At 32.4% G+C, this 23,977-nt stretch carries 22 protein-coding genes; all 22 read right to left on the reverse strand.

The window, feature by feature from the left end; genetic code table 11:
* Window positions 1-42 precede the first annotated feature (42 nt).
* On the reverse strand, window positions 43-495 hold the full coding sequence (locus RR643_RS00160) for a GNAT family N-acetyltransferase (protein WP_332481968.1): 453 nt from the start codon (window positions 493-495) through the stop codon (window positions 43-45).
* A gap of 3 nt (window positions 496-498) precedes the next feature.
* Window positions 499-753 carry a glutaredoxin family protein gene (locus tag RR643_RS00165; RefSeq protein WP_332481969.1) on the reverse strand — a complete coding sequence of 85 codons (255 nt, stop codon included), beginning with the start codon at window positions 751-753 and terminating at the stop codon, window positions 499-501.
* Window positions 754-856: 103 nt separating this feature from the next.
* A complete protein-coding gene (locus tag RR643_RS00170; protein ID WP_332481970.1) occupies window positions 857-1,453 on the reverse strand; it encodes a hypothetical protein in 597 nt (198 codons plus the stop codon).
* A gap of 77 nt (window positions 1,454-1,530) precedes the next feature.
* Window positions 1,531-2,460: a 1-phosphofructokinase gene (locus RR643_RS00175; protein ID WP_332481971.1), complete on the reverse strand. Its 930-nt coding sequence runs from the start codon at window positions 2,458-2,460 to the stop codon at window positions 1,531-1,533.
* Window positions 2,461-2,462: 2 nt separating this feature from the next.
* Complete coding sequence (gene pepT, locus RR643_RS00180; RefSeq protein WP_332481972.1) at window positions 2,463-3,683, reverse strand: peptidase T; 1,221 nt, start codon at window positions 3,681-3,683, stop codon at window positions 2,463-2,465.
* A 12-nt stretch (window positions 3,684-3,695) separates the two neighbouring features.
* Window positions 3,696-4,295, reverse strand: coding sequence for a DUF1349 domain-containing protein (locus RR643_RS00185; protein WP_332481973.1), 600 nt, complete (start codon window positions 4,293-4,295; stop codon window positions 3,696-3,698).
* Window positions 4,296-4,383: 88 nt separating this feature from the next.
* Entirely contained in the window at window positions 4,384-5,568 is a 1,185-nt protein-coding gene (locus tag RR643_RS00190; RefSeq protein ID WP_332481974.1) for a SpoIIE family protein phosphatase, read from the reverse strand.
* Window positions 5,561-7,231: a [Fe-Fe] hydrogenase large subunit C-terminal domain-containing protein gene (locus RR643_RS00195; RefSeq protein WP_332481975.1), complete on the reverse strand. Its 1,671-nt coding sequence runs from the start codon at window positions 7,229-7,231 to the stop codon at window positions 5,561-5,563. The genes RR643_RS00190 and RR643_RS00195 overlap by 8 nt, the downstream gene beginning before the upstream one ends.
* The gene (locus RR643_RS00200; protein ID WP_332481976.1) at window positions 7,228-7,482 is read right to left on the reverse strand and encodes a (2Fe-2S) ferredoxin domain-containing protein; all 255 of its coding nucleotides are present in this window, start codon (window positions 7,480-7,482) and stop codon (window positions 7,228-7,230) included. Before RR643_RS00200 ends, RR643_RS00195 begins: the two co-directional genes overlap by 4 nt.
* 10 nt (window positions 7,483-7,492) lie before the next feature.
* On the reverse strand, window positions 7,493-8,953 hold the full coding sequence (locus RR643_RS00205; protein ID WP_332481977.1) for a 4Fe-4S dicluster domain-containing protein: 1,461 nt from the start codon (window positions 8,951-8,953) through the stop codon (window positions 7,493-7,495).
* 524 nt (window positions 8,954-9,477) lie between these two features.
* Window positions 9,478-10,455, reverse strand: a complete 978-nt coding sequence (locus RR643_RS00210; protein ID WP_332481978.1) for a carbohydrate kinase family protein — start codon at window positions 10,453-10,455, stop codon at window positions 9,478-9,480.
* Window positions 10,456-10,457: 2 nt separating this feature from the next.
* Window positions 10,458-11,444 (reverse strand): LacI family DNA-binding transcriptional regulator, encoded by a 987-nt coding sequence (locus tag RR643_RS00215; protein WP_332481979.1) that lies wholly within the window; start codon window positions 11,442-11,444, stop codon window positions 10,458-10,460.
* A gap of 186 nt (window positions 11,445-11,630) precedes the next feature.
* Complete coding sequence (locus RR643_RS00220; protein ID WP_332481980.1) at window positions 11,631-13,064, reverse strand: glycoside hydrolase family 32 protein; 1,434 nt, start codon at window positions 13,062-13,064, stop codon at window positions 11,631-11,633.
* Between the two features lie 10 nt (window positions 13,065-13,074).
* A complete protein-coding gene (locus RR643_RS00225) occupies window positions 13,075-14,916 on the reverse strand; it encodes a PTS beta-glucoside transporter subunit IIBCA (protein WP_332481981.1) in 1,842 nt (613 codons plus the stop codon).
* Between the two features lie 117 nt (window positions 14,917-15,033).
* The gene (gene typA / locus RR643_RS00230) at window positions 15,034-16,866 is read right to left on the reverse strand and encodes a translational GTPase TypA (protein ID WP_332469322.1); all 1,833 of its coding nucleotides are present in this window, start codon (window positions 16,864-16,866) and stop codon (window positions 15,034-15,036) included.
* A 265-nt stretch (window positions 16,867-17,131) separates the two neighbouring features.
* Window positions 17,132-19,801, reverse strand: a complete 2,670-nt coding sequence (locus RR643_RS00235) for a hypothetical protein (protein WP_332481982.1) — start codon at window positions 19,799-19,801, stop codon at window positions 17,132-17,134.
* Window positions 19,767-20,117, reverse strand: coding sequence for a hypothetical protein (locus RR643_RS00240; protein ID WP_332481983.1), 351 nt, complete (start codon window positions 20,115-20,117; stop codon window positions 19,767-19,769). Before RR643_RS00240 ends, RR643_RS00235 begins: the two co-directional genes overlap by 35 nt.
* On the reverse strand, window positions 20,114-20,896 hold the full coding sequence (locus tag RR643_RS00245; RefSeq protein WP_332481984.1) for a hypothetical protein: 783 nt from the start codon (window positions 20,894-20,896) through the stop codon (window positions 20,114-20,116). The genes RR643_RS00240 and RR643_RS00245 overlap by 4 nt, the downstream gene beginning before the upstream one ends.
* 7 nt (window positions 20,897-20,903) lie before the next feature.
* The gene (locus tag RR643_RS00250; RefSeq protein ID WP_332481985.1) at window positions 20,904-21,755 is read right to left on the reverse strand and encodes a hypothetical protein; all 852 of its coding nucleotides are present in this window, start codon (window positions 21,753-21,755) and stop codon (window positions 20,904-20,906) included.
* Window positions 21,752-22,783 (reverse strand): CpaF/VirB11 family protein, encoded by a 1,032-nt coding sequence (locus RR643_RS00255; protein WP_332469327.1) that lies wholly within the window; start codon window positions 22,781-22,783, stop codon window positions 21,752-21,754. Before RR643_RS00255 ends, RR643_RS00250 begins: the two co-directional genes overlap by 4 nt.
* Window positions 22,776-23,579 (reverse strand): RcpC/CpaB family pilus assembly protein, encoded by an 804-nt coding sequence (locus RR643_RS00260; RefSeq protein WP_332481986.1) that lies wholly within the window; start codon window positions 23,577-23,579, stop codon window positions 22,776-22,778. The genes RR643_RS00255 and RR643_RS00260 overlap by 8 nt, the downstream gene beginning before the upstream one ends.
* Window positions 23,576-23,977: a DUF5411 family protein gene (locus RR643_RS00265; protein WP_332481987.1), complete on the reverse strand. Its 402-nt coding sequence runs from the start codon at window positions 23,975-23,977 to the stop codon at window positions 23,576-23,578. Before RR643_RS00265 ends, RR643_RS00260 begins: the two co-directional genes overlap by 4 nt.

Below are 23,977 nucleotides of genomic sequence, written 5' to 3' on the forward strand. Positions count from 1 at the left end.
TAAAACTAAGTAAATCTTAAGAAATAAAAAGCCCCTGAGGGCTTATAAGTAATAAAGATAGACACATTTTTGAAAATCACCTTGATTTCTTAACCAGTGACCTAAAGGAACTTCTGCAATTTCAACAAGTTCGCCATCCAATTTTTCACACGTTCTTCTTGATGGAAGATTATCTGGATTACATGTAATAATTAACTGATCCATTAAGTACTTATTACGTGCTAAATCAAACAGAATCATACATGCTTTATAGGCATAATGATTACCTCTAAATTCTTTTAATACACTATATCCAATATTACCAACTAAATATAATTCTTTATCCATTCCAATTCTCAAATCACAACGACCAACTTTCTTGTTCGTATCATGCAGTCGAATTTCATAACATACGGATGGTATATAATTATTTTCTTTGTTACCCTTGATTTGAAAGGATTCAACAAGATCAATTTCCCCATCAGTGTACCGCGGTTTATGAAATGGCCAAAACATAGTTTATAGAGCCTTGTCTAAAACTTCTTTAACTTGTTCAAGAGTTACAGTACCTTCATGTACCTTTACTTCATCAACATAGAAAGTAGGAACATAATAGTAATCATATTGATCTGCTATCTCAGGATTCTTATGTTCATCAATCATTTCGATTTCAACATTGCTATATTTATCCTCTTTTTTAAGTTCATCTAAAAGAGTCAATGCTTTCTTGCAATGTGGACAACCATCAAACATAAACATTTTAATTTTTTTCATAATTTCACCTCTAATTATATTTTAGCAGTATTCGACTACTTTGAGTATGGATATGATTCTATCTTTATTTTAGCATGAATTAACCGAAGAAAAAACTACGCAATTAACGTAGTTTATTTATCATATCCAAATAGATTTTTTTCAATTCATTTCTTTGTGTTTCATTCATGTCTTTACCTAAACTAATATCATAATCTTCAACCAAGCTTAAATGATCACCAACGATAACACCGTCTTTTACAACAAATACTTGTGGAACATAGAAGATTGGTTCTCCTTCTTCTTCAAGTAAATGATCTTTAATGTATTCAATTAATAGATTAGCATCTTCTTCACTATTTCCTTCACTACTTGTAACATCAACATAGTAAATATCTAATCCTTCTTGACGAGCAGCATTGTTTAATACAGGTACTGCTTGTTGACAGAATGGACAACCAACATATCCATAATAAACTATTCCTGAACCTTTTTCTTCAAATAAACGAATTGATTCTTTCAATGTGATTTCTTTGAATACATGTTTTGTATCTGTAAGCAAAGTGTAACCACTCATATCCGCATCTTTTTGTTCTAAATCCAAGATATTTAACGTTGAAACATCAATCTTTTCTTTATTTGATCCACCATTTTCTGCAGGTGTTGCTGAACAACCAAACAATAAGAATGCTGTTAAAACTAATGTGAGTATTTTCTTCATTTCATTACCTCTTTTCAACTATGATATTTTACCAAAATGATAACTTTTAAACAAGGGGAACACATAATTTTACACAATTAGAAATCTTCTAACTTCTCTATTTCTACATTGTCATAAATTGAATTAATTCTTTCTCTTATTTCTAAACTTTTTGAAAATCCAGTTGCATCTCCACAACTATTCGCAAATTTAAAGCATTCAATCGCTTTTGTTGTACGCAATGAACTCATAACAAACCCCGCAACCATTGCATCATTCATACCTACTGTATTGATACCATCGACCAGTGTTTCAGTTTGATTTGATTTGAAGATACCTTCACTGTTCGCAAGGATTGCACCATCTTTTAAACGAATCATTACATTTTTTGCACCTTCATGAACACAGACTTTAGCTGCTTTAATAATTTCATCCATTGAGTTGCATGGAAGTTTCGTAATTTCTGATAGTTCAGATAAACTCGGGTTAATAAGGTAAGGTTCAAACTTCAAACAACGACTTATTATATTGGGATTTGTATCCAATACAACACGTACTTTCTCATTTGAACACGCCTCTAACATATCTTCCACTTGATCCAGTATATAGTCTGGGCAATTACCTGAAAAAACTAAAATATCACTTTCATCTAAACGATCAACTTTCATGCGTAATTGTTCCATGCTTTTATCGGTAATATAAGGTCCTGCAGCATTTAAATCAATACTTTCTTCATCAGCTCTTATCTTCACATTGATTCGCGTATGGCCTTCAATATATGTAAAGCTAGGTTGAATGTATTCATATTTTTGTAATAGATTAATATAGAAATCCTTTGTGAATCCTCCAATAAATCCAAGTGCACGTGATGGTATCATTAGATTATTGAGTACGATAGAAACATTAATACCTTTTCCACCAGCTTCATAATATTCTAATTGACTACGGTTTGTCACTTCACTACTTAATTCATTCGAGAATTCCATATAATAATCCAATGATGGATTCAGTGTACATGTATAAATCATAACTATGCCTTACTCGCAACTAATTCCGCAATTTTCACAATCAATGAAACAGCTTGTTCCATTTCTTGGATACAACAATATTCATAACGTCCGTGATAGTTACCACCACCTGTGCCAAGATTTGGACAAGGTAATCCCTTAAATGTTAGTGTTGCACCATCAGTTCCTCCACGAACACTTTCCTTTTCAGGATTTAGTCCAAGTTGTTCTAATGCTTTTGTTGCATAATTTAATGGTTCTGGATTATCTTTTAATATTTCATACATGTTGCGATAGTCATCGTGAATAGATATTGAAACTAATTCTTGATGATAAAGTTTGTTGATGTATTCTTTTGCAAGTTCCATTGCCTCTTTTTGAAGTTCCAATTTATGCGCATCATGGTTACGCAAAATATACTGAAGATGAGCTTCTTCCACATCACCACTCATATCTGTCAAATGGTTGAACCCTTCTCTACCCTCTGTCGTTTCAGGTCGTGCATTCTTTGGAAACAATGCATGAAATTCATGAGCCACATTTAATGCATTAATCATCTTTCCTTTTGCTTCTCCTGGGTGAATACTAAATCCTTTAATATGTACTTCAACGCTTGAGGCATTGAATGTTTCATCTGCTATAATATGTACTTCTCCACCATCCATTGTGTAAGCAAATTTACAATTAAATCCTTCTACATCAAAATGATGAGCTCCGCGTCCCACTTCCTCATCTGGTGTAAATCCAATATGAATAGTACCGTGCTTAATTTCTGGGTGAGCAATCAAATATTCGCATGCTGTTAATATTTCAGCAATCCCCGCTTTATCATCAGCACCCAAAAGTGTGTTACCATCAGTAACAATTAAATCTTTTCCCTTTAGTTTTTCAAGCTGTGGAAAATCACTTACTTTCATCACTACTTCTGAATTTAATTGAATATCATTTCCATCGTAGTTTTCTACAATTCTTGGATTTACATTTTCTCCTGAAAAATCTGGTGCTGTATCCACGTGGGCAATAAAACCAATCGTATCTACTTCCTCTTCCATATTTGAAGGAAGTGTTCCATATAGATAACCCATATCATCTAACTTCACATCAATAAGACCTAAAGTTTCCATTTCTTCTTTTAATTGTTTTGAAAACTCCATTTGACAACTTGTTGTTGGTACTGTTTCACTATCTGGATTAGATTGTGTATTGATTTTACTATAACGAATTAAACGATCTTGTACTTTCATATTTTTTCTCCTCTAATATCTAATATTTTCTTCTTTTATTATGCAGTCTTCTACAATCATGTCCTCAAAAATAACATCAAATGAAGACTCTTTTGGGCTTGCCGCAAACATACCCACTTCAAACTTATCACCACGGAATTTCATATGAAAGATTCGCATTTGTTTATAATGAATACCATCAAATGAATTTTCTACAACGATATTCTCATTATAATGTGTCACACGAAACCACATAGTTTCAACTGCGCTACCAATTGAAGTAGTTGAACAATCACTGAATCCATGATAAGTCACTACCGTAGTTAATAATGAATGTTGCTCATCAATGTATTCAACACAAATTTTAAACCAGTTATCATCATTTGCGTAGATTACAAGACCTGCTTGATCATATTCCTTTTTAAAATGGTAATTTACTTTGCACGAAAAAGTGAAATTTTGTTCTATTTTAAATGTAATAGAATGTGCATTATTCTTAATTGTACCTAGTAAAGTACGTGACCATAAATCTGTGTAGGGCATAGTTTCAAAAATAATACGACTTCTTCCTACAACATAATTATTCGGTTTATTTTTCCATTGTAAGATGGATGTATCTAATTCTTTTCTCATCATACCCTCCATACGTCTATTATATAATAATTTATCATCACTTGTTAAAAAATTGATTAGAAAAAAGAAGTTCATTAAGAACTTCCCTTTAGTAGAGTTCAATTGAAACAATTTTCCCTAACTTTTTTAAGTTTTCAGCCATTTCTCGGATCAATTGAATTTTTGCATTGAGTGAAATTGTTGAATAGGCAATAGCTTTATGTGCAGGATTATCTGATCTTCCAACCATAAAAGTAATTTGACTACATTCTTGTAGATACAGTTTAACCATCGATAACGCCCCATCTTTACCTTTTGTTAATAAAAGTTCTTCTAGGTACTCTGGGCTTTCAACACAACGACCTAAGTATTTATTTACTTTTTGAAGTGTAAGAACACCTTCAGTTACCAAATCAATCCCATCAATATAAGCCATTGGTGGAACATCCGAAACTAAAGATACCAACTCTTCCATTTTTATTTCTTTTCCTGTAATCCTTGAAACTATATTACTTGTGGTTCCCCCACAACATACTTTTTTACCATTTGCGGATAATAACTTCGCCACAACCTTTGCATCATCTTCTTCACGAAGTGGTGGACCTACCATCACGCGTGTTTCTCTCGCTTCAAGTATTTTAGCACACGCAACTGTCGAATCATCTCCAGGTTTACCACCATACAAGTTGTTTACATTCGCCAATAAAATCTGAGCTATTTGTTTAGAACTGTCTTCATTCTTCGTATACGTCAACAAGAACTCTTGAACTTCTGGTAAATCCCATCCAAAATTCAGTGTTTGTCCGATACCTGCATGAATAATTCCATCCGAGAACATGACAAATACATCATCTTTTTCAACGGTAAAAGTACTGTCTGTAATCTTACGTTTCCCAATGATACGTACTTCACGATTCATTTCTACAAGTTGATTGTCGCGAATAAAGATTGTTGCCGGATTATCAAATTCAACAAGATGGGCAGTTCCATCATAGAATACTTGAAGTATTGTAAATGTTGAATATGCAATTCCACGCTCTTGGCATTCAGGTAAGGTTTGAGCCATCGTTTCTACTGCATCCTGAATACTTGCACCACTTGCTATCATTTCAGAAATAATCGTGCTTGTAAGCGTACTTAGAATATTAGCTTTAACACCACTTCCTAACCCATCCGCTAAAACCATGATAAAAGAATCTTCATTCCTTCTCACTTCAACTTTATCACCACAAAGCTCTTCATTCTTTTTATTTAAAGATTTGAAGAAACTTTCTACATGTACCTTGTTAATCATCTTCTTCCATCGCCTTTTTTAAACGAGTTAGCGCTACTTTAGATTTTGCCGTGGTTTCTCCTAGTAAACTAGCGATTTCTTGCACTGTACGCATTTGATCATCAATAACTTGTTGTGTAATTTCCACAGTTTGTTGGCGAATTTGTTTCATGACTCTTTCTTTTGTTTCTTCTACCGTTAAATCCATCAGAATAAGAACCACATAATCACCTTCATCTAATTTCATAATCGCATGATCAAATGTTCTATTGTATTGCGCATAATGAGCACGATGGTATTGCACTCTACGCACAGTATTAATTAATTCAATTAATTCGTTATCCGGTAATATACTACCTAGTGGTAATCCAATCACATTTACATTTTCTAAATCTAACATTAATTTTGCGGATGGATTGATTTCCAATATATTTCTATACTCATCTAATACAATGATTCCATTTGGTGTATTTTCAATAATTAAACTTGAAATGGATTCTGCATGTTCTAAAGCATTAGGTAAACAAATTTTTGGATCTGCTTTTCCATCAAGAACTGCAATTGCTTTATCTCGACATGTTTCATAACCACATGCTCCACAATTTAATTCTTTATCAACGTTTGTCTTACCCATCATATAAAGCATATCTTGTATTTCTTCTTCTGTGTGATGAGGTCTTTGAATATCTTCATTCTCCCATTTAACATTTAAAGGAATTTCATGCTTGTTTGCCATAATTTTCTTATTTTCATCTACACTATTTCGAATAACACTTTGTCCTAACCATTCATTGTGTTCACAATGAGTTAATAATGGTCCACCCATACAAGATTCATGACATGCACTCATCTCAAAGAAATAACCCTCTAACATATCATTGCGTATTGAATCCAGAACATGTTTAATTCGATCAACACCTTCTACATTTACTTTTTTATAGTTTTTCTCACGTGGTAATGTTTTTAAAATACCACCTGGTGTTGGATATAATCTTGCAATGCTTCCTTCAAAATCATCCCACTCTTCACCATCAAGGCATGTAAGTCCTATAAAATCAAAACAATCTGCCATACTGATAGTTGCATCAATCGCTTGATCAAATCGGATATCATCTTTTTCTTTTTGTTTTGCAATACATGGTGATAAGAAAACCACTTTCGCATCAGGATATCGATTCTTAATGTCTTTACCATGTGCAATCATTGGAGAAACTATAGGTGCCAATTGATCTACCAAATCACCATATTCCTTTTCAACCAATGAAACTACTGCAGGACAACATGTTGAAATAATATTCTTCATCTTTTTTTCTTCTAAAAGAAGACTGTAAGACTCGGATACAAGTTTTGCACCGATTGCCGTTTCCTCTATAGCAAAGAAGCCCTTTTCCAAAAGAGCTTTTTCTAATTGTTTAAATTTTGGCCAAATCGCTACAAAAGAAGGAGCGACACTTAAAATCACTTTCTCCTTTTGTTCTAACCATTTTTTTACTTTTAATAAATCACTGTTCACTTTTTTTGCACTATGTGGACATATTGCATAACACTTACCACATAAAATACATTCATTTTCAATTATTATAGGTTGATGATCAATATAAGTCATTGCTTTGGTTGGACATACTCTTACACAACGCAAACAGTTTCTACAGTTTGCTTCTTGTAGTCGAATGTATTGTGTCATGACAACAACGCTTGTACTTCTTCTTCAACAATGCTTTGAATATTGTGTAAACCAACACCTAACAATTGACGTCCATTGATTTTAATTCCTAATCCATGTCCACCTTGACAAGATTGCATACAGAAAGAACCTTTAATTTCTACCTTATCTTCCCAATCTTTGTCTTTTAAAAGTGTTTGAAGAATCGTTACTGCTTGATTGCTACCTTTTACATAGCATGCACTGCCAATACAAATTTCAATCGTGATCATACATATCCTCCTATTTACCACGGTGCATATCAACACCGTTAAAGTCAAATATTTCTAGTGTTTCTTGAATTTTCTTTCGATCATGAGTTAAATTTTCTTTATTCATTCTTCCCTTTGCAATCATTGCAGATTCAACAGTTCCAGGTCCTGCAATACAACCACCTGTACAGCACATACCTTCTAAGATATCTGCATCAAATTTGCCTGCTTTCATCATCAACAATTGTTTCTTACATTCGAAACAACCATCTGCATAGATTGCTTTGAATTCACCTTCGTTAGCTTCTTTCGCCGCTTGTACAACTGCTTTTGAAACGCCACCACCTTGAGCAAATCCTCTACCGAACACTGATGGGTAATCACTTGCATCAGGTTCTACTTCTTCACAATAAATATGTTGAGCTACAAACATTGCAGCTAACTCTTCAAATGTTAAAACATAATCAACAGCCGTAAACTCTTCCATAGCTTCTTGTTTTTTCGCAAGGCATGGTCCAATAAACACGATACCGTGATCTGGATGATCTTGCTTTAACTTTCTTGCCATTGCCATCATCGGTGATACTGTTGTTGATACGTTCTTCTCATATTGTTCTGGGAAGTGTATCTTTGCCATGTTCACAAATGCTGGGCAACAAGAAGTAGTTAACGGAATTTTATTTTCAATATGTTCTTGTAATTCTTGATTTTCATAATATGCTACTGCATCAGCTCCTATTGCAGCTTCAAAAACATCATCAAAACCAAGCATCTTAATACTTTTCTTGATTTGTGGCAATGTTGCTGTTTCAAATTGACCTTGAATTGCAGGTGCTATAATTGCATATGTAGGTGTTTTTAAACGTAATAATTGAATAACTGGTACAATCCATGAGATATCTTCAATTGCACCAAATGGACATGCTGCTTGGCAACCTCCACAATTAATACATTTCTTTTCATCAATAATCGCAATGTTATCTTCATCCCAACGAATCGCATCCACTGGACAATGTTGTGAACAAGGTCTTTCTGTTACTACGATTGCATTATATGGGCAGTTTCTCGCACATGCTCCACATTCTTTACATTTATCATAATTAATTTGAGCACGATCTTGCCCCATTGTAATAGCCCCAAAATTACATGATCCCATACAACTTTTAGCCATACATTTACGACAGTTATCCGTAATGTTAATTTTTTTGATTGTACATCCATCGCAAGCTGCTTCAATAACTTGAACAATTTGTCTTGGGTTGTAATTTGCTGCATCGTTTGCCATTTTCCCCATTGCCAAACGAGTTCTTTGTCTCAAGATTTCTCTTTCCTTATATACGCAACAACGAAAATCTGCTTTCGTTCCTGGTATTAATTTCTTTGTGTATGCTTGGACTTTTTCCTCCGATAAATCATCTTGAAAAGCTTCTTCTGCTATTTCTCTTAGTATATCGAACTTAAATTGTCTTGCATCGTGTTTAAATAATGACATGCTATCCTCCAATGTTAATGATTTCACAATAATAAAATACCATAAATAGTCACCAAACACAATGAAATGAAAAGAAGGAATCTCATTAATTTCAAGATCCCTTCCATTATTCGAAATTCTATTCTTCTTTGTCTCTTTACGTCTTTTTAGAAATTTATATATCTAAAGCTAGATGACTTTCAAAATAGCTTTCTAGTTCCCTATTTATATAGGTTCAGTCGATCAAAGTCATTTTCCACTTTTCCACTCTTTAACCACATGACTTTGAAGTAAATTAAATTATAAATCCAAAAATACAGTGTTCCATGAGTTTTTCTAAACTACTGAAAAACTCCACAATATTGTCCAGGTTCCATTTACTTTAACCTCCCCAGAGTTTCCTCTTTGAATCTTTTAGATTCAATCATTTATCATACAAGATAACTTCTTCTTGTACCTTCATTATACTGAATTACAGTAAAAAGTAAGGTCTATTTTTAATATTTTTTTTGATGTATAATATAGGAGTGGGAAAAATCAAAAGATTAGTCCTCTTTTTTTATGTCTTTTATAAAAGTTTCTAATTCATCCATTGTGGCTAAAGCATTTAATGCTCCTTCTTTTGTCGTTGTGTGTGCTGCATACATATTCGCAAATTCAAGATGTTGCATCATCTGTTTCTCATCAATGTCGTTTAGGCAACTTTCAAAAGAAAGCATTCGATATAAGAACGCTCCTATAAAACTATCACCTGCACCTGTTGTGTCCACTACATCTACGCATATACCTTGTGTATGTAGTTTATGGCCTGATTTAGTGTATAGTGTTGCACCATCTTTTCCTTCTGTATATAACACCATCTTACAACGATCTTGAAATAGTTGAGGCAATGCTTCTTCTATTTTTTTATGTCCTGTAATGAATTCAACTTCTTCGTCAGATAACTTTAAAATATCTGCATATGGAATAAAATCAAGTACTGTTTTACGTAATGCATCATGATCATCCCATAGTGATAATCGCAAGTTTGGATCAAATGAAACAAGTACACCTTTTTTTATTGCATCTTCAATTAATGCAAGATGAGCTTGTTTCATTTTTGATTCAACAAGCGAAACACTACAAAAATGAATGATTCCACATTCATCAATCGCATCAAATGGAATATCATCTTTTGAATAATCCAAGTCAGCTGCCGTTTTACGATAGAATTTAAAATCACGGTTTCCATCTTCACTTAACGCGACAAATGCAAGTGATGTATCCAACGTTTCACTACGTATTATGTATTGTGTATCGATGCCACATTGATCAAGGGTGCTTATAATATTATCTCCAAAAGCATCTTGTCCAAGTTTAGTAAGAACAAAACTTTCTCCGCCTAGTTTCGCAACCGTAGCCGCAACATTTGTCGGTGCTCCGCCTACTACTTGTCGAAAACTTGTTACATCTTTAAGACGTTTTCCTTTTTCATTTGGAATAAAATCGATTAACGCTTCGCCAATCGCACAACACTTCTTCATACCTATCTCCTTTTAACACTTGCACCTTCCAAGAAAACAAAAGGAATGCATTGTAAATGATTTACTTCTTTTCCATCAATACAATCTAATATTGTTGATGCTGCTACCTCACCTAGTTCTTTTGGATTAAATTGAATTGTTGTTGGTAATGGCTCTAACAAGTCCACTACATCATATCCTCCAAAAGCAATAACCGAGATGTCTTCTGGTATTTTATAACCATGATCTCTTATACACTTATATGCCGCAAGTAATTGACGTGTTGTTGAACAAAGAATACAATCTGGTTTACGCTTTACCAATTCCTCATCAATCACTCGATACGACTTAATATTCCCAAAATCGCTTCGCACAACTTTTACATGTTCAACTCCATAATCTTTACATCCTGCAAGAATACCATTAAGACGTTCTACTCCAATAGCTACATCATCTGGTTCAACGCTCACACACAATACATTTTTGTTATTGAGTTTTCCTGCAACTTCTCCTGCTTTATATCCCGCAAGATAATCTTCATTAATTATCGAAATTTGATTCTCGAAATGTTGCGCTAAAAAAACAACGGGTATATCCAATGAATTAGCAATTTCAAAATGGCGATCACATATCTTTGTTGCATTCACTATGATACCATCTACATTCATTTTTCCAAGTCGCTCAATGTCCTTTAACTCTTCATCAATATCATGATTCGTATTCAAAATTAACGATGTATATCCTGCTTTTTTTAGTGATGCATCCAAACTCATCAATACCATTGATGTAACAGTTGAGTCCAAGCAAGGTGCTACAACACCAATAATATTACTCTTCTTTGCTTTTAGTCGTGCAAAAGCATTTGGTTCATAATTCACTTCATCGATAATTTCTTTAATCTTAATGCGAGTAGATTCCTTTACAGCACCGTCATTCAAATAGCGGGATACCGTACTCTTGGCTACTCCTGCTGCTTTTGCTATATCTTGAATTGTTAGATTCTTCTTCATAAGTTTCTCCTGCATTACTATTATAGCGAATTGATTGACACTTAACCAAGTAATTCCAACTTAAAACAAATAAATTTATAAGGAAACTGTTTTATAGTATTCTATTCTTCAATTAAACCCAAATTATAACTCAGTATATTTTAATTGTTTTATATTGCTTTACAACGAAGTAAGCATTCCAATCCTTTACTCTTCCAATAAATTGATGTTTAACTCATTTAATTCATAAAAAGTTGCATCACAATTTCCTATTATCCCAACTCGATTTTCTTCTAGTGAATATATTCTAGATGTTATTGATTTCTCGCCATCATTCACAAATATTTCTAAACATGAACGATCTAAATATAAATGTAAATTCTTACATGTATCGATCTTAAGTTTTCTTTGTGTTCTTCCATTACCAATATTTTCAATATTCAAACATAAAATATCATTTTTATAGGTTAAGGTAATATCTGATTTTAATGTGATTTCGAAGTCTTTTCCTTGAATATTTTGTATTTGTATTTCTAATAAGTCGGATGCAAATACAAATTCGTCGCGTTTATCTATGTGTTTCTCAATTTGATTTTTTCTTAATTGATTTAGTTCAGTAAGAGGTTGTTGAATTAGTTTACCATTTTTGTTGATTAATTGACGTGGAATTGTAAAGGCATGTTGCCATCCACAGTCTATGGTTTGTTGGTTATGGTAATCAGCATCCGGTATTCCCATCCACGCCAAGAATATCCTTCTTCCCTTATCATCTTGATATGTTTGCGATGCATAAATATCAAATCCAGCATCGAATTCTTCAAATTCTCCCAATGTATATGTCTTCTTTTTTAAATCTAATTCAATCGGAAAATATCCAAGTTGATATACATTTTGATATTTATATTCTTCACTTGGAACACCTTGTGGACATATAATTAAAAACTTTTGCCCATCAAGTTCAATACAATCAGGACATTCCCACATATAACCAAATCGTTGGTTCGTTTGAATTCTCATATGATATTTCCATTCAATTAAATCAGTTGAATGATAAAGAAGAACGAGACCGCAATCATGTACATCACGACCTCCCAATACCATGTAATAATCATCACCTTCTTGAAATACTTTTGGATCACGTATGTGTTTTGACATATCATTTGGATAATCATCATGATTTAATACAAGTTGTTTATCAGCAAATGTGTACCCATCTTTAGATACCAGATGCATTGTATTTTGTTCTCTACCCGATAAGATATAGTCATAGTCTTTATCAACATATTTTACATTACCTGTATAGTAATAATGAATTTCATCATTATGCACAAATGCGCTGCCACTATACACACCATCTTTGTCATAAACACAATCTGGATAAAGAAATGGTTCTTCTTCTTTAAAATGAATGAAATCTGTTGTTGTATAATGCCCCCAACATTTTAATCCCCATAAAGGAGTAAATGGTGTGTATTGGAAATACCAATGGTGAACACCTTTAAATTGGCAAAGACCATTTGGATCATTTACCCAACCACTTGGACCCATGACATGAAACCCAAGGCGAAAGGGATCATTTTTGATTTGTTCCTGTAGTTTTTTCTTTACATTTAGTTGATTCAAATAGTCTTGTCTTGTCATATTGTCTCCTCTAATTAAAAGTTAACCAAGTTGTTTCACTTTCGATAATTTTTACATTCATATTCTCTGTAATATCGGTTACAACAACTAAAATTTGAGTATCATAACCTTGTTTCCTAATTGCTTCAATATCCATTTTTAATAATGGTGTATTTGCTTTTACCTTTTGATCTTTTTGCACTAATACATCAAATCCTGAACCATTAAGTTCAACTGTATTAATACCACAATGAATTAGTAATCCAACACCATTGTCTAATCTTAAGCCAATCGCATGTTTTGTAGGAAATACAAATTCTACTGTTGCATCACATGGTGAAACAATTAACTCTTCTGTTGGTGTTATTACAAGTCCATCACCTAGTGATTTTGAACTAAATGTTGGATCATTTGCCTTTGTAATTGATTCTACTTTTCCTTTTGCAGGTAATACCATTTTGAAATTTGCCGCTGTGTCTTTTTGTAACTTACCGAAGATGATAGTGAGTACCATTGCAATCACTAAACCAATAATATGTGCAATGATGTAATTCATATAACCATTGTTACTTGGATCAACAATAGCGATTCCAGGAACTGCAGTAGTTCCAAATCCTAGTGATGCTAAATCAACAAAATAAACATATGCTCCTGCAACTGCTCCGCCAATACATCCAGCAATAAGTGGATAGCGATAACGAAGATTTACACCAAAGATTGCAGGTTCTGAGATACCAAATAATGTACTGATAAAACTTGGAATACAGAGCTCACGCATTTTTACATTTTGCCAATGTAATGCTAAATATCCTAGAACTGCACCTGCTTGTCCAATTAATGCAACTGACATGAGAGGGTTTAAGAAATTTCTTCCCGTACTTGTAATCAATTGAGATTCAACTGCTCCAAATATATGATGTAACCCGGTAATTACAATAATTTGTTGAAAACCTCCAAATAATGCGTAACCTAAGAACCCTAAATTTTCAGCCATCCAAATGAGCGATCCTGAAATACCATCCCCAAGCATACGACCAACAGGACCTACAACTGTAAATAATAAAAGTGTTGAGATAAATACAGTTAGCATTGGTGCCACAAGTAGCTTAATCACATCTGGAATACGTTTAATAAAGAACTTATCTAGATTCGCTACTACCCATCCCATCATTAATGCAATAATCACACCACCTTGAAATCCAATCATTTGAATTTGTAATCCAAATAAGTTCAATACTTCAGGATTAAATCCAGCAGTACCAATGCTATATGCATTTGCCAAACTACTATCCAACATGATTGCTCCAACAACTAAACCAAGAATTGGTCGTCCACCATAACGTTTTGTTGATGAATAACACACAGCCATAGGAAGAATTGCGAAGATTCCAGTTGACGCAAGACTTGCTAGTCGGTTCAAACTATATAAAGTAGGATTGTTTAAAACTACATCCCACTTTCCTAATACACCCGTTAATCCCATTAATAATGCTGCCGCAAGAATAGCAGGAATAATTTCGATAAATACATCAGACAGTGACTTAATTGCTTTTTGAATCGGATTTTGTTTTTGATTACTTTGTGTTTTTAAATTTTCTAACGTCATATTTTCTCGATGTACCTCTTTTGCAAATACTGCATATACATCATTGACCAATCCTGCTCCAAATATGATTTGAAGTTGATCTCCTGTAATAAATACTCCCTTTACAAGATCAACATTTTCTAATTTCTTTATATCGACAAGACTTGTATCATTTAAAACAATTCTTAATCGTGTAGCACAATGTGCAACTCCTTGTATGTTTTCTTCCCCACCTACAAGTACCGCTATTTCCTTTGATATTAATTGATATTTTTCTATCTTTTCCATATTTTCCTCCCAATTGGAACCGGTTCTACATTTTTAGTATAACTCTTATTTCGTTGTTGTCAACTCTTTTTGGAACCGGTTCTAATAATTCGTTAAAAAAAGAAGTGTTTCCACTTCTTACATGTCATCTGAAACTTTTGCGCTCATACGCATTTGTTGTTTTCTTTCGTTTGGTGTTAGGTATTTTTTACGAAGACGGATACTATCTGGCGTTAATTCCACAAGTTCATCATCATTAATAAATTCCAATGCTTCTTCTAATGATAAGATTTTTGCAGGAACAAGCTTCATCGCTTCATCAGCACCAGAAGAACGTACTGCAGTCATTTTCTTATTCTTAATTGGATTTACATCCATATCTAAATCTTTAGAAGCTCGTCCGATAATCATTCCTTCATATACTTCTGTTTGTGGAGTAATGAATAATTGACCTCGTTCTTGAATATTCCATAATGCATAAGTCATAGCACCACCAGCTTCAGTTGAAACTAGAGCACCATTTGTACGTTGTGGAATATCACCTTTATGAGGTTCATACCCAGCTAAACGTCTTACCATTGTTCCCTCACCACGAGTATCATTGATGAATTCTGAACGATATCCTAATAAACCACGAGTAGGCACCATATATTCAACACGTGAATAAGTTCCCTCTTCAACGATATTAACCATCATACCTTTACGTAAATTAAGTTTAGAAATAACAGATCCTGAGTATTCTGTAGGAACACTACATACTACTTCTTCAATTGGTTCTAAAACTTGTCCATTTTCTCTATGGAAAATAACTTCAGGCTTACTTACTGCAATTTCATATCCTTCTCTTCTCATATTTTCTAATAAAATAGATAAGTGAAGTTCTCCTCTACCGCTTACTTTAAAACTATCTGTAGTTCCAGTATCTTCTACTTTAAGCCCAACGTTAACTTCAAGTTCGCGTTCAAGTCTTTCTTTAATATTTCTTGATGTAATATATTTACCACTCTTACCTGCAAATGGTGAACTATTAACCATAAAGTTCATTGATAATGTAGGCTCTTCAATTTTAATCAATGGCATTGGATTAATTGCATCTGTATCACAAAGAGTTTCTCCAATTCCAATATCAGAAATACCTGCAAACATTACAATTTCTCCACATTGTGCTTCAGGAACTGCAACTCTACTTAAACCTCTATAAACGAATACTTGGTTTACTTTGCATCTCTTTACTTTGCCTTCTTCATCACATACAACAACTTGGCTTGCTTCTTTAAGTGTACCTGAGTAAACACGACCAATTCCAAGACGTCCAATATAATCATCATAAGCTAATGCTGAAACTTGCATTTGTAAAGGTTCATCAATGCGATTAGGGAATGGTTGGCAATGACTTAAGATTGTTTCAAATAAAGGTGCAATATCTGTATTTGTATCTTCTAAGTTTTTACGTACGATACCTTCTCTTGCAATACCATAAAGAATTGGGAAATCCAATTGTTCATCAGTTGCATGTAAATCGATGAATAGATCATATACTAAGTCGATAACTTCAACAGGTCTAGCATCTCTTTTATCAACTTTATTAATTAATAAGATTGGTTTTAAACCGGCTTCTAAGCTTTTTTGTAATACGAAACGTGTTTGAGGCATTGGCCCCTCAGCAGAGTCAACTAACAGAATTACTGTATCTACTGTTTTGATAATACGTTCTACTTCACTAGAAAAGTCCGCATGCCCTGGAGTATCTACGATGTTTATTTTATAGTCCTTATAATTTACTGAACAGTTTTTAGAGTAAATTGTTATTCCACGTTCTCTTTCAATGTCATTACTATCCATGACACAATCAACAACTTCTTCATTGTCTCTGAAAACATGACTTTGACCTAAGAAAGCATCAACAAGTGTTGATTTACCAGCATCAACGTGGGCAATTACTGCTATATTTAATATTTTTTGATAATCCATATTTGTACCTCGTTCTCTATAACCTAGTAATTATAATCTTCTATGAGCCAAAACACAAGGTAAACCGTATTTCAGTTTAATATTAAGATAAATGCAACATTGTATTATTAGTTTAATTAACAGATTATTTTTTGAGTTTAGTCCTATCTTTAGTAAAAACGATATATTCAATAAAAAACTTGGATATCAAGAAATTGACCTCTTAAAAGTCACTCTAAATCCAAGTTTATTTATGCTTACTTCTTTCAATACATCAAATATTGTTTCAATTTTTTTCAGCATCTAAATCATGACTACTTACTGGATTATTTAAATCCAAAGAATTAAACCACTCCATTTCATCTTTCCATTGTGCCGATTCACCATTTTTGAAAGGATCCCTTGGATCTACAAAATGAGTTCTAAAATCATCATAATAATGATGTGATAAACCATATTTACCTGCAAACTTCCAATCAAAATGATTTGTTCCATATTCAAATCCCTGAATTGTAAATTCATACTCTTTTAAATCACCCCATGGATTTGTATACCATCGATTACCACCATCAATTCTCCCTGTTTGATTATCACCATAAACCAATCCTGTTTTTTGATCTAGGAATACTTGAGGCAATGCAATATATTCACCATTGTTAATCAAAGGAATTTGAATGACTCCATTCATCATGTATTGATCAATGAAAGGTTTACCACCTTCTTCAAATTGAGCCATTGTATTATTCATTTCTAGCATGTTATCCAATGTTCCATCATCTTTTACTATACCTTGTTTACACTCGAAGTTTTCAATAACACGACACTCATTTTGGTATTGAAATTTTACATCAATATCAACCCCTGATCCACTCATAACCATTTGTTGTCCTTGATACAAAGTTAATATGAGCTTTTCTTTATACAGATGCTCATTCTTATCTACTCCAACACTATTCGCAACTATGCCTTCAAACTCGATTAACCCTTGATTACTTTCTTTATACTCCTGCGTTTTTTCAAAAGCTTTAAGTTCAATCGTATCATTATTGAAAGTAAACATCAGTTGAGATTCTTTATCTTCTGTAGGAATATAGGGTTGAATAATTTCAATTTCATTGTCTTGTATTCTATGTTTCGATATTAAATTATGATCAACATAGAAGGAAAATTCCTCGGGATTTTCTTTACACCCTTTACATTCCAGCTTTATATAAACATTAGTTTCTTCATTTTTATCATAACTTGGCGCTATGATATTTTGTACATTGATTCCCATATTATCCACTACAATAACATCTGAATCCACTTGATTTGTATTACCTACTTGATCTTCTACATAAGCACGAATAATTATTTCACCGGGTTGCGTAAGAATAATCTTTTCTTTTTGATTAATCAACCAACTATCGTTTGACGAAAATGTTTTTCCACCATCTGTTGATATCTCATATTTCCAGCGTTTAATTCCTGAATGATAATCAATTGGTGTAATCATCACTTCTGGATATTTATCATCCTCTTGTACTACATCAAATTCGACTTTGGGTTTCTCTGCATCTATCAAAAATAAATTTGATGTTTTCTTAATTAGATTTCCAGCTAAGTCATACAAAATCGCTTGTATTCTCCATCTGCCCGTTTCTTTAAAATCAAATGTTTCCACTTCCTCCTGACCCAATCGAATGAATTTATTTGTATTACTATCTTCATTAATCAAATAATACTCTACTTTTTCAATCGCTCTTAATTCTAGTGGAATTACTTCTTTGTAATTTTTAACCTGGACATCGAAGACATTTGTTCTCTCATTTGCACTATGTCCATAATGTTTATAACAAGGTGAAATTGACATACCTGTAACATGATTACACCATGCCTTGTTATACTCTAATGCCCCTACATAATCTACTTGCATAGAAGGAGCCCAATACATAGGTATCGCTACATACTGAACACCTCTTTTCGAGTCGGTCATGATATATTCAAACTGTGTATCTTTATCCGCATAGGATCTAAATTCAACATACGGAATCTCTCCGCTAATATTCCATCCTTTTATTTTCTTTGCGTTTTCACCAATCATCACAATATCACTTGGTATGACGTATGCGGTATTCTTCCTTCCCTTTCCCCAATCATAAATGAAACTTTGTGACTCCATTACAGGTGTGTAATCACTTACCAAGGATATAGCTGGACTAAAAACAGTATGATCTTCTTTCACCCACGAACCTGAACCATCTTTGTCAAAAGTTCCTCTGTCTGTACACGCAATTACTTTCTTTGTTTCTACACCATCAATCTTTTCTCTAGTCCATCCAACAGTTTCATATATTTCATAATCCAGTATTTGAAAGAAAGACAATGTATACTCATTATTTGTTCCATCAAATAGAATTACAATATCATCAATTTCTTTCATTCCTAAATCAAGAGTTATAAAATCATTGTCTTGTGTTATATAAATTGGACTCCCTTCAACATCCAATTGCCCTTGATTGATGAATTTTGGATATCCATTAATATAAACCCTCTTATTAACTGGTTGATTTGTTTTAATATCATTCGCAACAATCTTGAATCTTATCTTTCCAACTTTGATGGATTTCCCAAAGCTAATTCGAAAGTAATTGGGATTTTTACGATCTCCATTTGATTGCGTAGTATAACTACTTAACCCATAAAAAGAACTCGAATCAATACTTTTAGGCTCTGAATGCGTACCAAATACATTTTGTCTAAAAGAGACAGATTTCGAGTTAATATTCATTACTTCATCCTTCGAAAAATCAACATCAAAAAAATCAAAATAGGTTACCCATTCTTTTTGTGCATAATAAATGATTTCATTACATTCTGCCATCACATTTTGAATGAATATTGATCCATTTAATACGAACAAAATAACAAACAAGATTTTTTTAATAAATAACCCTCCTTGTCTTTTTACTAACACGAATATCAATTGGTATATTTAAAATCGATATCTTTGATTCCTTATTACAATCTACTGTATATGTATAAAAATTATTTATCTTTTCTTTTCCAAATGTGCAAATTAACTTTGGAACTTTTTTAAGTTCATCTTGTATTACATCATTAGCGCCATTTTGACTTGTCACACCCTCATGCACTTCAATGACTTCAACCAAGTAAGAAGCAATTGAATTCGCTTGTCGATACAACATCGCTAAACCAAGTAATTGAGGAAATAAAAATAGAAAAACAGAAGATACCACAATGATGCCATAAATTTGAATTGATGATTTCATGATAAGAACTCTCCTATGTTGATTGCAGAGAAAGAAGCAATTAATACAATTCCTACCCAAATAAAACTAACCCATGGTATTAGTGCTTGTTTATCAAGTATTTTATTAAATTCATCTTTTCTAGCATTTAATACTTTCTCATTTGTTATTTTCATTAATGATAAAATCATTTTTTCTTTGCTTGTGGAAGCAATTGAAATATTATATAAAGTTTTGACTATTCGATTTAAGCCACTTACTTGTCTAAATTTATCGTTAAACTCCAAATAGGGTATTAAACCTTTCTTTTTTCCTTCATGAATATCTTGTACCCAAATTGATATATCATTCCTAAAAAGTTCAGGTGCATTTTGTATAGATTTATTTAGTGCCACTGGTACAGTATTATTTTGTATTAATATGCACAAATGATTAAGGTAAAAAGGAAATTGTTGATCTGCTTCCATTAGTTTTCTTTCGTATTTCTTCTTTAACAACACATATTGCAACTTATAAAATAAAATTGCTGAAATAAAACTTAATAAAAGATAACGATAATCTAATTGTTCAAAGAAGATTAAAACAATCAGAAAAAACACTACAATGCTTTGCTTAACTCTTTTATGAAATTCATGTTTGTTATCTATATAACCTAGATGACCCAAAAGAAATTCATAATCTTTTTCAATAAAAAAGCTAGAATATATTTTCATGTTTTCATTTATATGATAATCATCAAATATCCACATATAAATCATTAAAATATAAAATAAAAAAAATACTGGAATAAAATAATTCATATAACTCCTATTCTAAAACAAGTGTTTTATAACACCATTGTTCATATAAAATCACCGTGACTAAATTCAATACATAATAAGAAAATAGTATAAATAACATGAATCCATTCTTTGCACTGCTTTGCATTGATATAAAATTAGTTAAACTATATACTCCAAACGCATTTAACCCAATGATGATATAGAACAAAGTAGTATTTGTTTTACGTTTCGCTATAAACTCATTGTATGCTAGTTCATAGTTCTCAATGTTTGCGTAAAGATAATCAATTAATCCTTGTTCAAGATGCCCATACATCGCTTTATGCCTTAATAAAATATGTGCATTAATTACAATTGAATAATGATATTTTTCCTCAAGTATCGTCAATGCACTTTGAATATCTGTAGTCTTTGCAATATAGTTATTAATTTCAATAAGATCTAATTTTAAAGGTTCATTCATACTATCTTCACATTCTCTCAATATATCAACGACAGTTCTATCTTCTCTTAAAAGTATGAGTAAAGATTGTGTATAAATGAATACAGATACTAACAGTGTTTGCTTATGAGCTTGTTTATTTCTTAAAAAAAATAGATACGGTAATGTTATTAAATATAAACTACTAACACTTATTGTTATTAGTATATTTTGAGTTGTTGAATATACAAGTGTAACTATTCCTATAAACAAGATAAATGCGTATTTAATCATTTGTAATTTAATGGATTTACCTTCGTCATTTTCAGTTATTTGTACATATTGACCTAACTTTTGAATTAACTGGTTCTTTAAAATATCCACCTCTATCTTTTGGGTTATTTCAATATTTACAACAAATAATAGTAATAATGTTACAAAAAGAAGACCTGTCATTTTTGTTCCTCTAAACACTTCATGATTTGTTTTGTTAATTGATTGGATAACATTTGTTTCATTTTTCTATTATTGTATACTTCAATCAAACTACATGTATCACTCATTGCGTCATAACAAAACTCATGAATACAATTTACTTTCCTTTTTATCCCTTCTTTTGTTTCTATTTTCTCCATATGAACAACTAAATCAAATAAGCTATAAACACGCTTCTTCAACGAATCATAAGTTTCATTATCATTTCGTATCATTTGACGAATGCGGGATGGCACATTTTCCGCTGACTTCGCATGCATCGTAGTCATAACACAATGTCCTGTAGATATTGCATCAATCAAATCCTTTACCTCTTCACCTCTGGCTTCTTGCAAGAGGATACGCTGAACATTCAATCGTAATGTCATGGCAATGATATTTGAATATGAAAAATTCTGACGTATTCTAAAAGCTGTGCAAGATAATTCTGGTGCAATGTTTTTTACATTGAACTCCATGGAATCTTCTATTGTTACGATAACTTCATTTTTAGGTATATATGGAATTAAGAATTTAAGTATTTCTGTTTTACCTGAACCAGTTTCTCCAATAACTAAAATATTTGCTTTCCCTTTAACCGCAAGAATAAGTAAATCTAACCCTTTCTTTGATATAACTTCATCTTCTATTAATTTTTCATAAGACAAGAAAGGTTTCTTTCGAACTTTACGAATAACTAACGTTGTTCCTTCATTTGATAAATATGAATGTACGCAACCCACTCGATAGTCTTCTTGATCTTTTTGTATATCTCCTTCTAAACTTGGATTTGATGGATTGAATTCTTTTTGCATCTTATTGGCAATTTGATTCGCAATGCGTTCTACTTCTCCTTCTTGTATCAATAAATTCGATTTAAAATGTCCTTTGCAATTTGATGTAATCCATATTTCATTACCATTCTTACAAGCTACATCTGTCACATCTTCTTGTTCAAGGAATTCTTGAAGAATACCAAAATTGATTTCATCAAAACATCTCTCATTCATTTTGTGTTTCCTCGTTCATCGCGATAAGTGTTACATCTAATGAATTACCTAAAATAATATTTCTAATTTTGTAATAATCATAATAATCAGTAGATTTACTTTGACTAATGTTGTCATAAGAAATAACTGGTGTCACACTCCCCATCGCTTTTGCGACTCCAACCAAGTGTGCATCTTCCTTAGACAAAGCTACAACCAAAACATTTGATTCAAGTGTTGAATTACTTTCTATCGAATTACCTTCCTTATCCTTTACCGCTATTACTCTTGCGTTCTTTACTATTTCACCATGTACAATTGCTTGTGTATAGGAATTATCATTTATATTCACTTTGCCTAAGAAATATAAATCTATCATATGTCCTACTAAAATAGAATTTGCATAAGATGTCTTCATATCAACATCAATTGATATTGCAACTTCACCTTCTTGTAGGGAGAATAAATTTGCATCATTCATATTCTCTTTATCCGCTAGTAAATCTACATAAAACAACGAATTGGTAGATACAGATTGATAAGGTTTAACATATTTACCTAAGACTTCTTCTTTTGACAAATAAACACTATCCAAGGTTATACATTTTGGTACCTCAATTAGTTTAATATCGTCTTCTGTAATAATCGTCCTAGCTCCCATTGATTTAGCCGCAACAGGAATCAAGATGAGATCACTAATATCATCAATTGTTTGTTGATAGGAGAATATACAAAGAATTCCAAAAATAATTGTAATAAATAAACTCACAATATTTTTATGACGTTTTAAAAATTTTTTATTATCTTTCGTTTTCATCCATTACCTCTCTCTTCAATTAACACAACATTTGTATAATCAAGTTCGAGATCATCTTCACTCATATTGAGTGAAGAATAACCACGAACTCGTATTGCAATTGCTGGTGGAGTTTCATGTATACCAATGAAATCGAGTTTGTAATAGAACTTGTTATTTTTGTTCTCGTTAAATTTTTGAATCCAGTTTTCCATTGTTTGCGTTGCTTGTATTGAATACTTACCATTCACAAATAAATCACCAAGGTTCAAATTATCTTGAATTGCAGATAATTGTGTTGTTCTCGTTGTCTCAAAAATATCATCTTCAAGAAAAATTCGTGTATTCAAATTTAAAAGTAGAAACAACCCAATACACCCAAAAATAACAATGCCATATATTTTGATTACTCCACCCAT

The organism is Anaerorhabdus sp., assembly GCF_036637135.1.
Lineage (GTDB): Bacteria > Bacillota_I > Bacilli_A > Erysipelotrichales > Erysipelotrichaceae > Anaerorhabdus.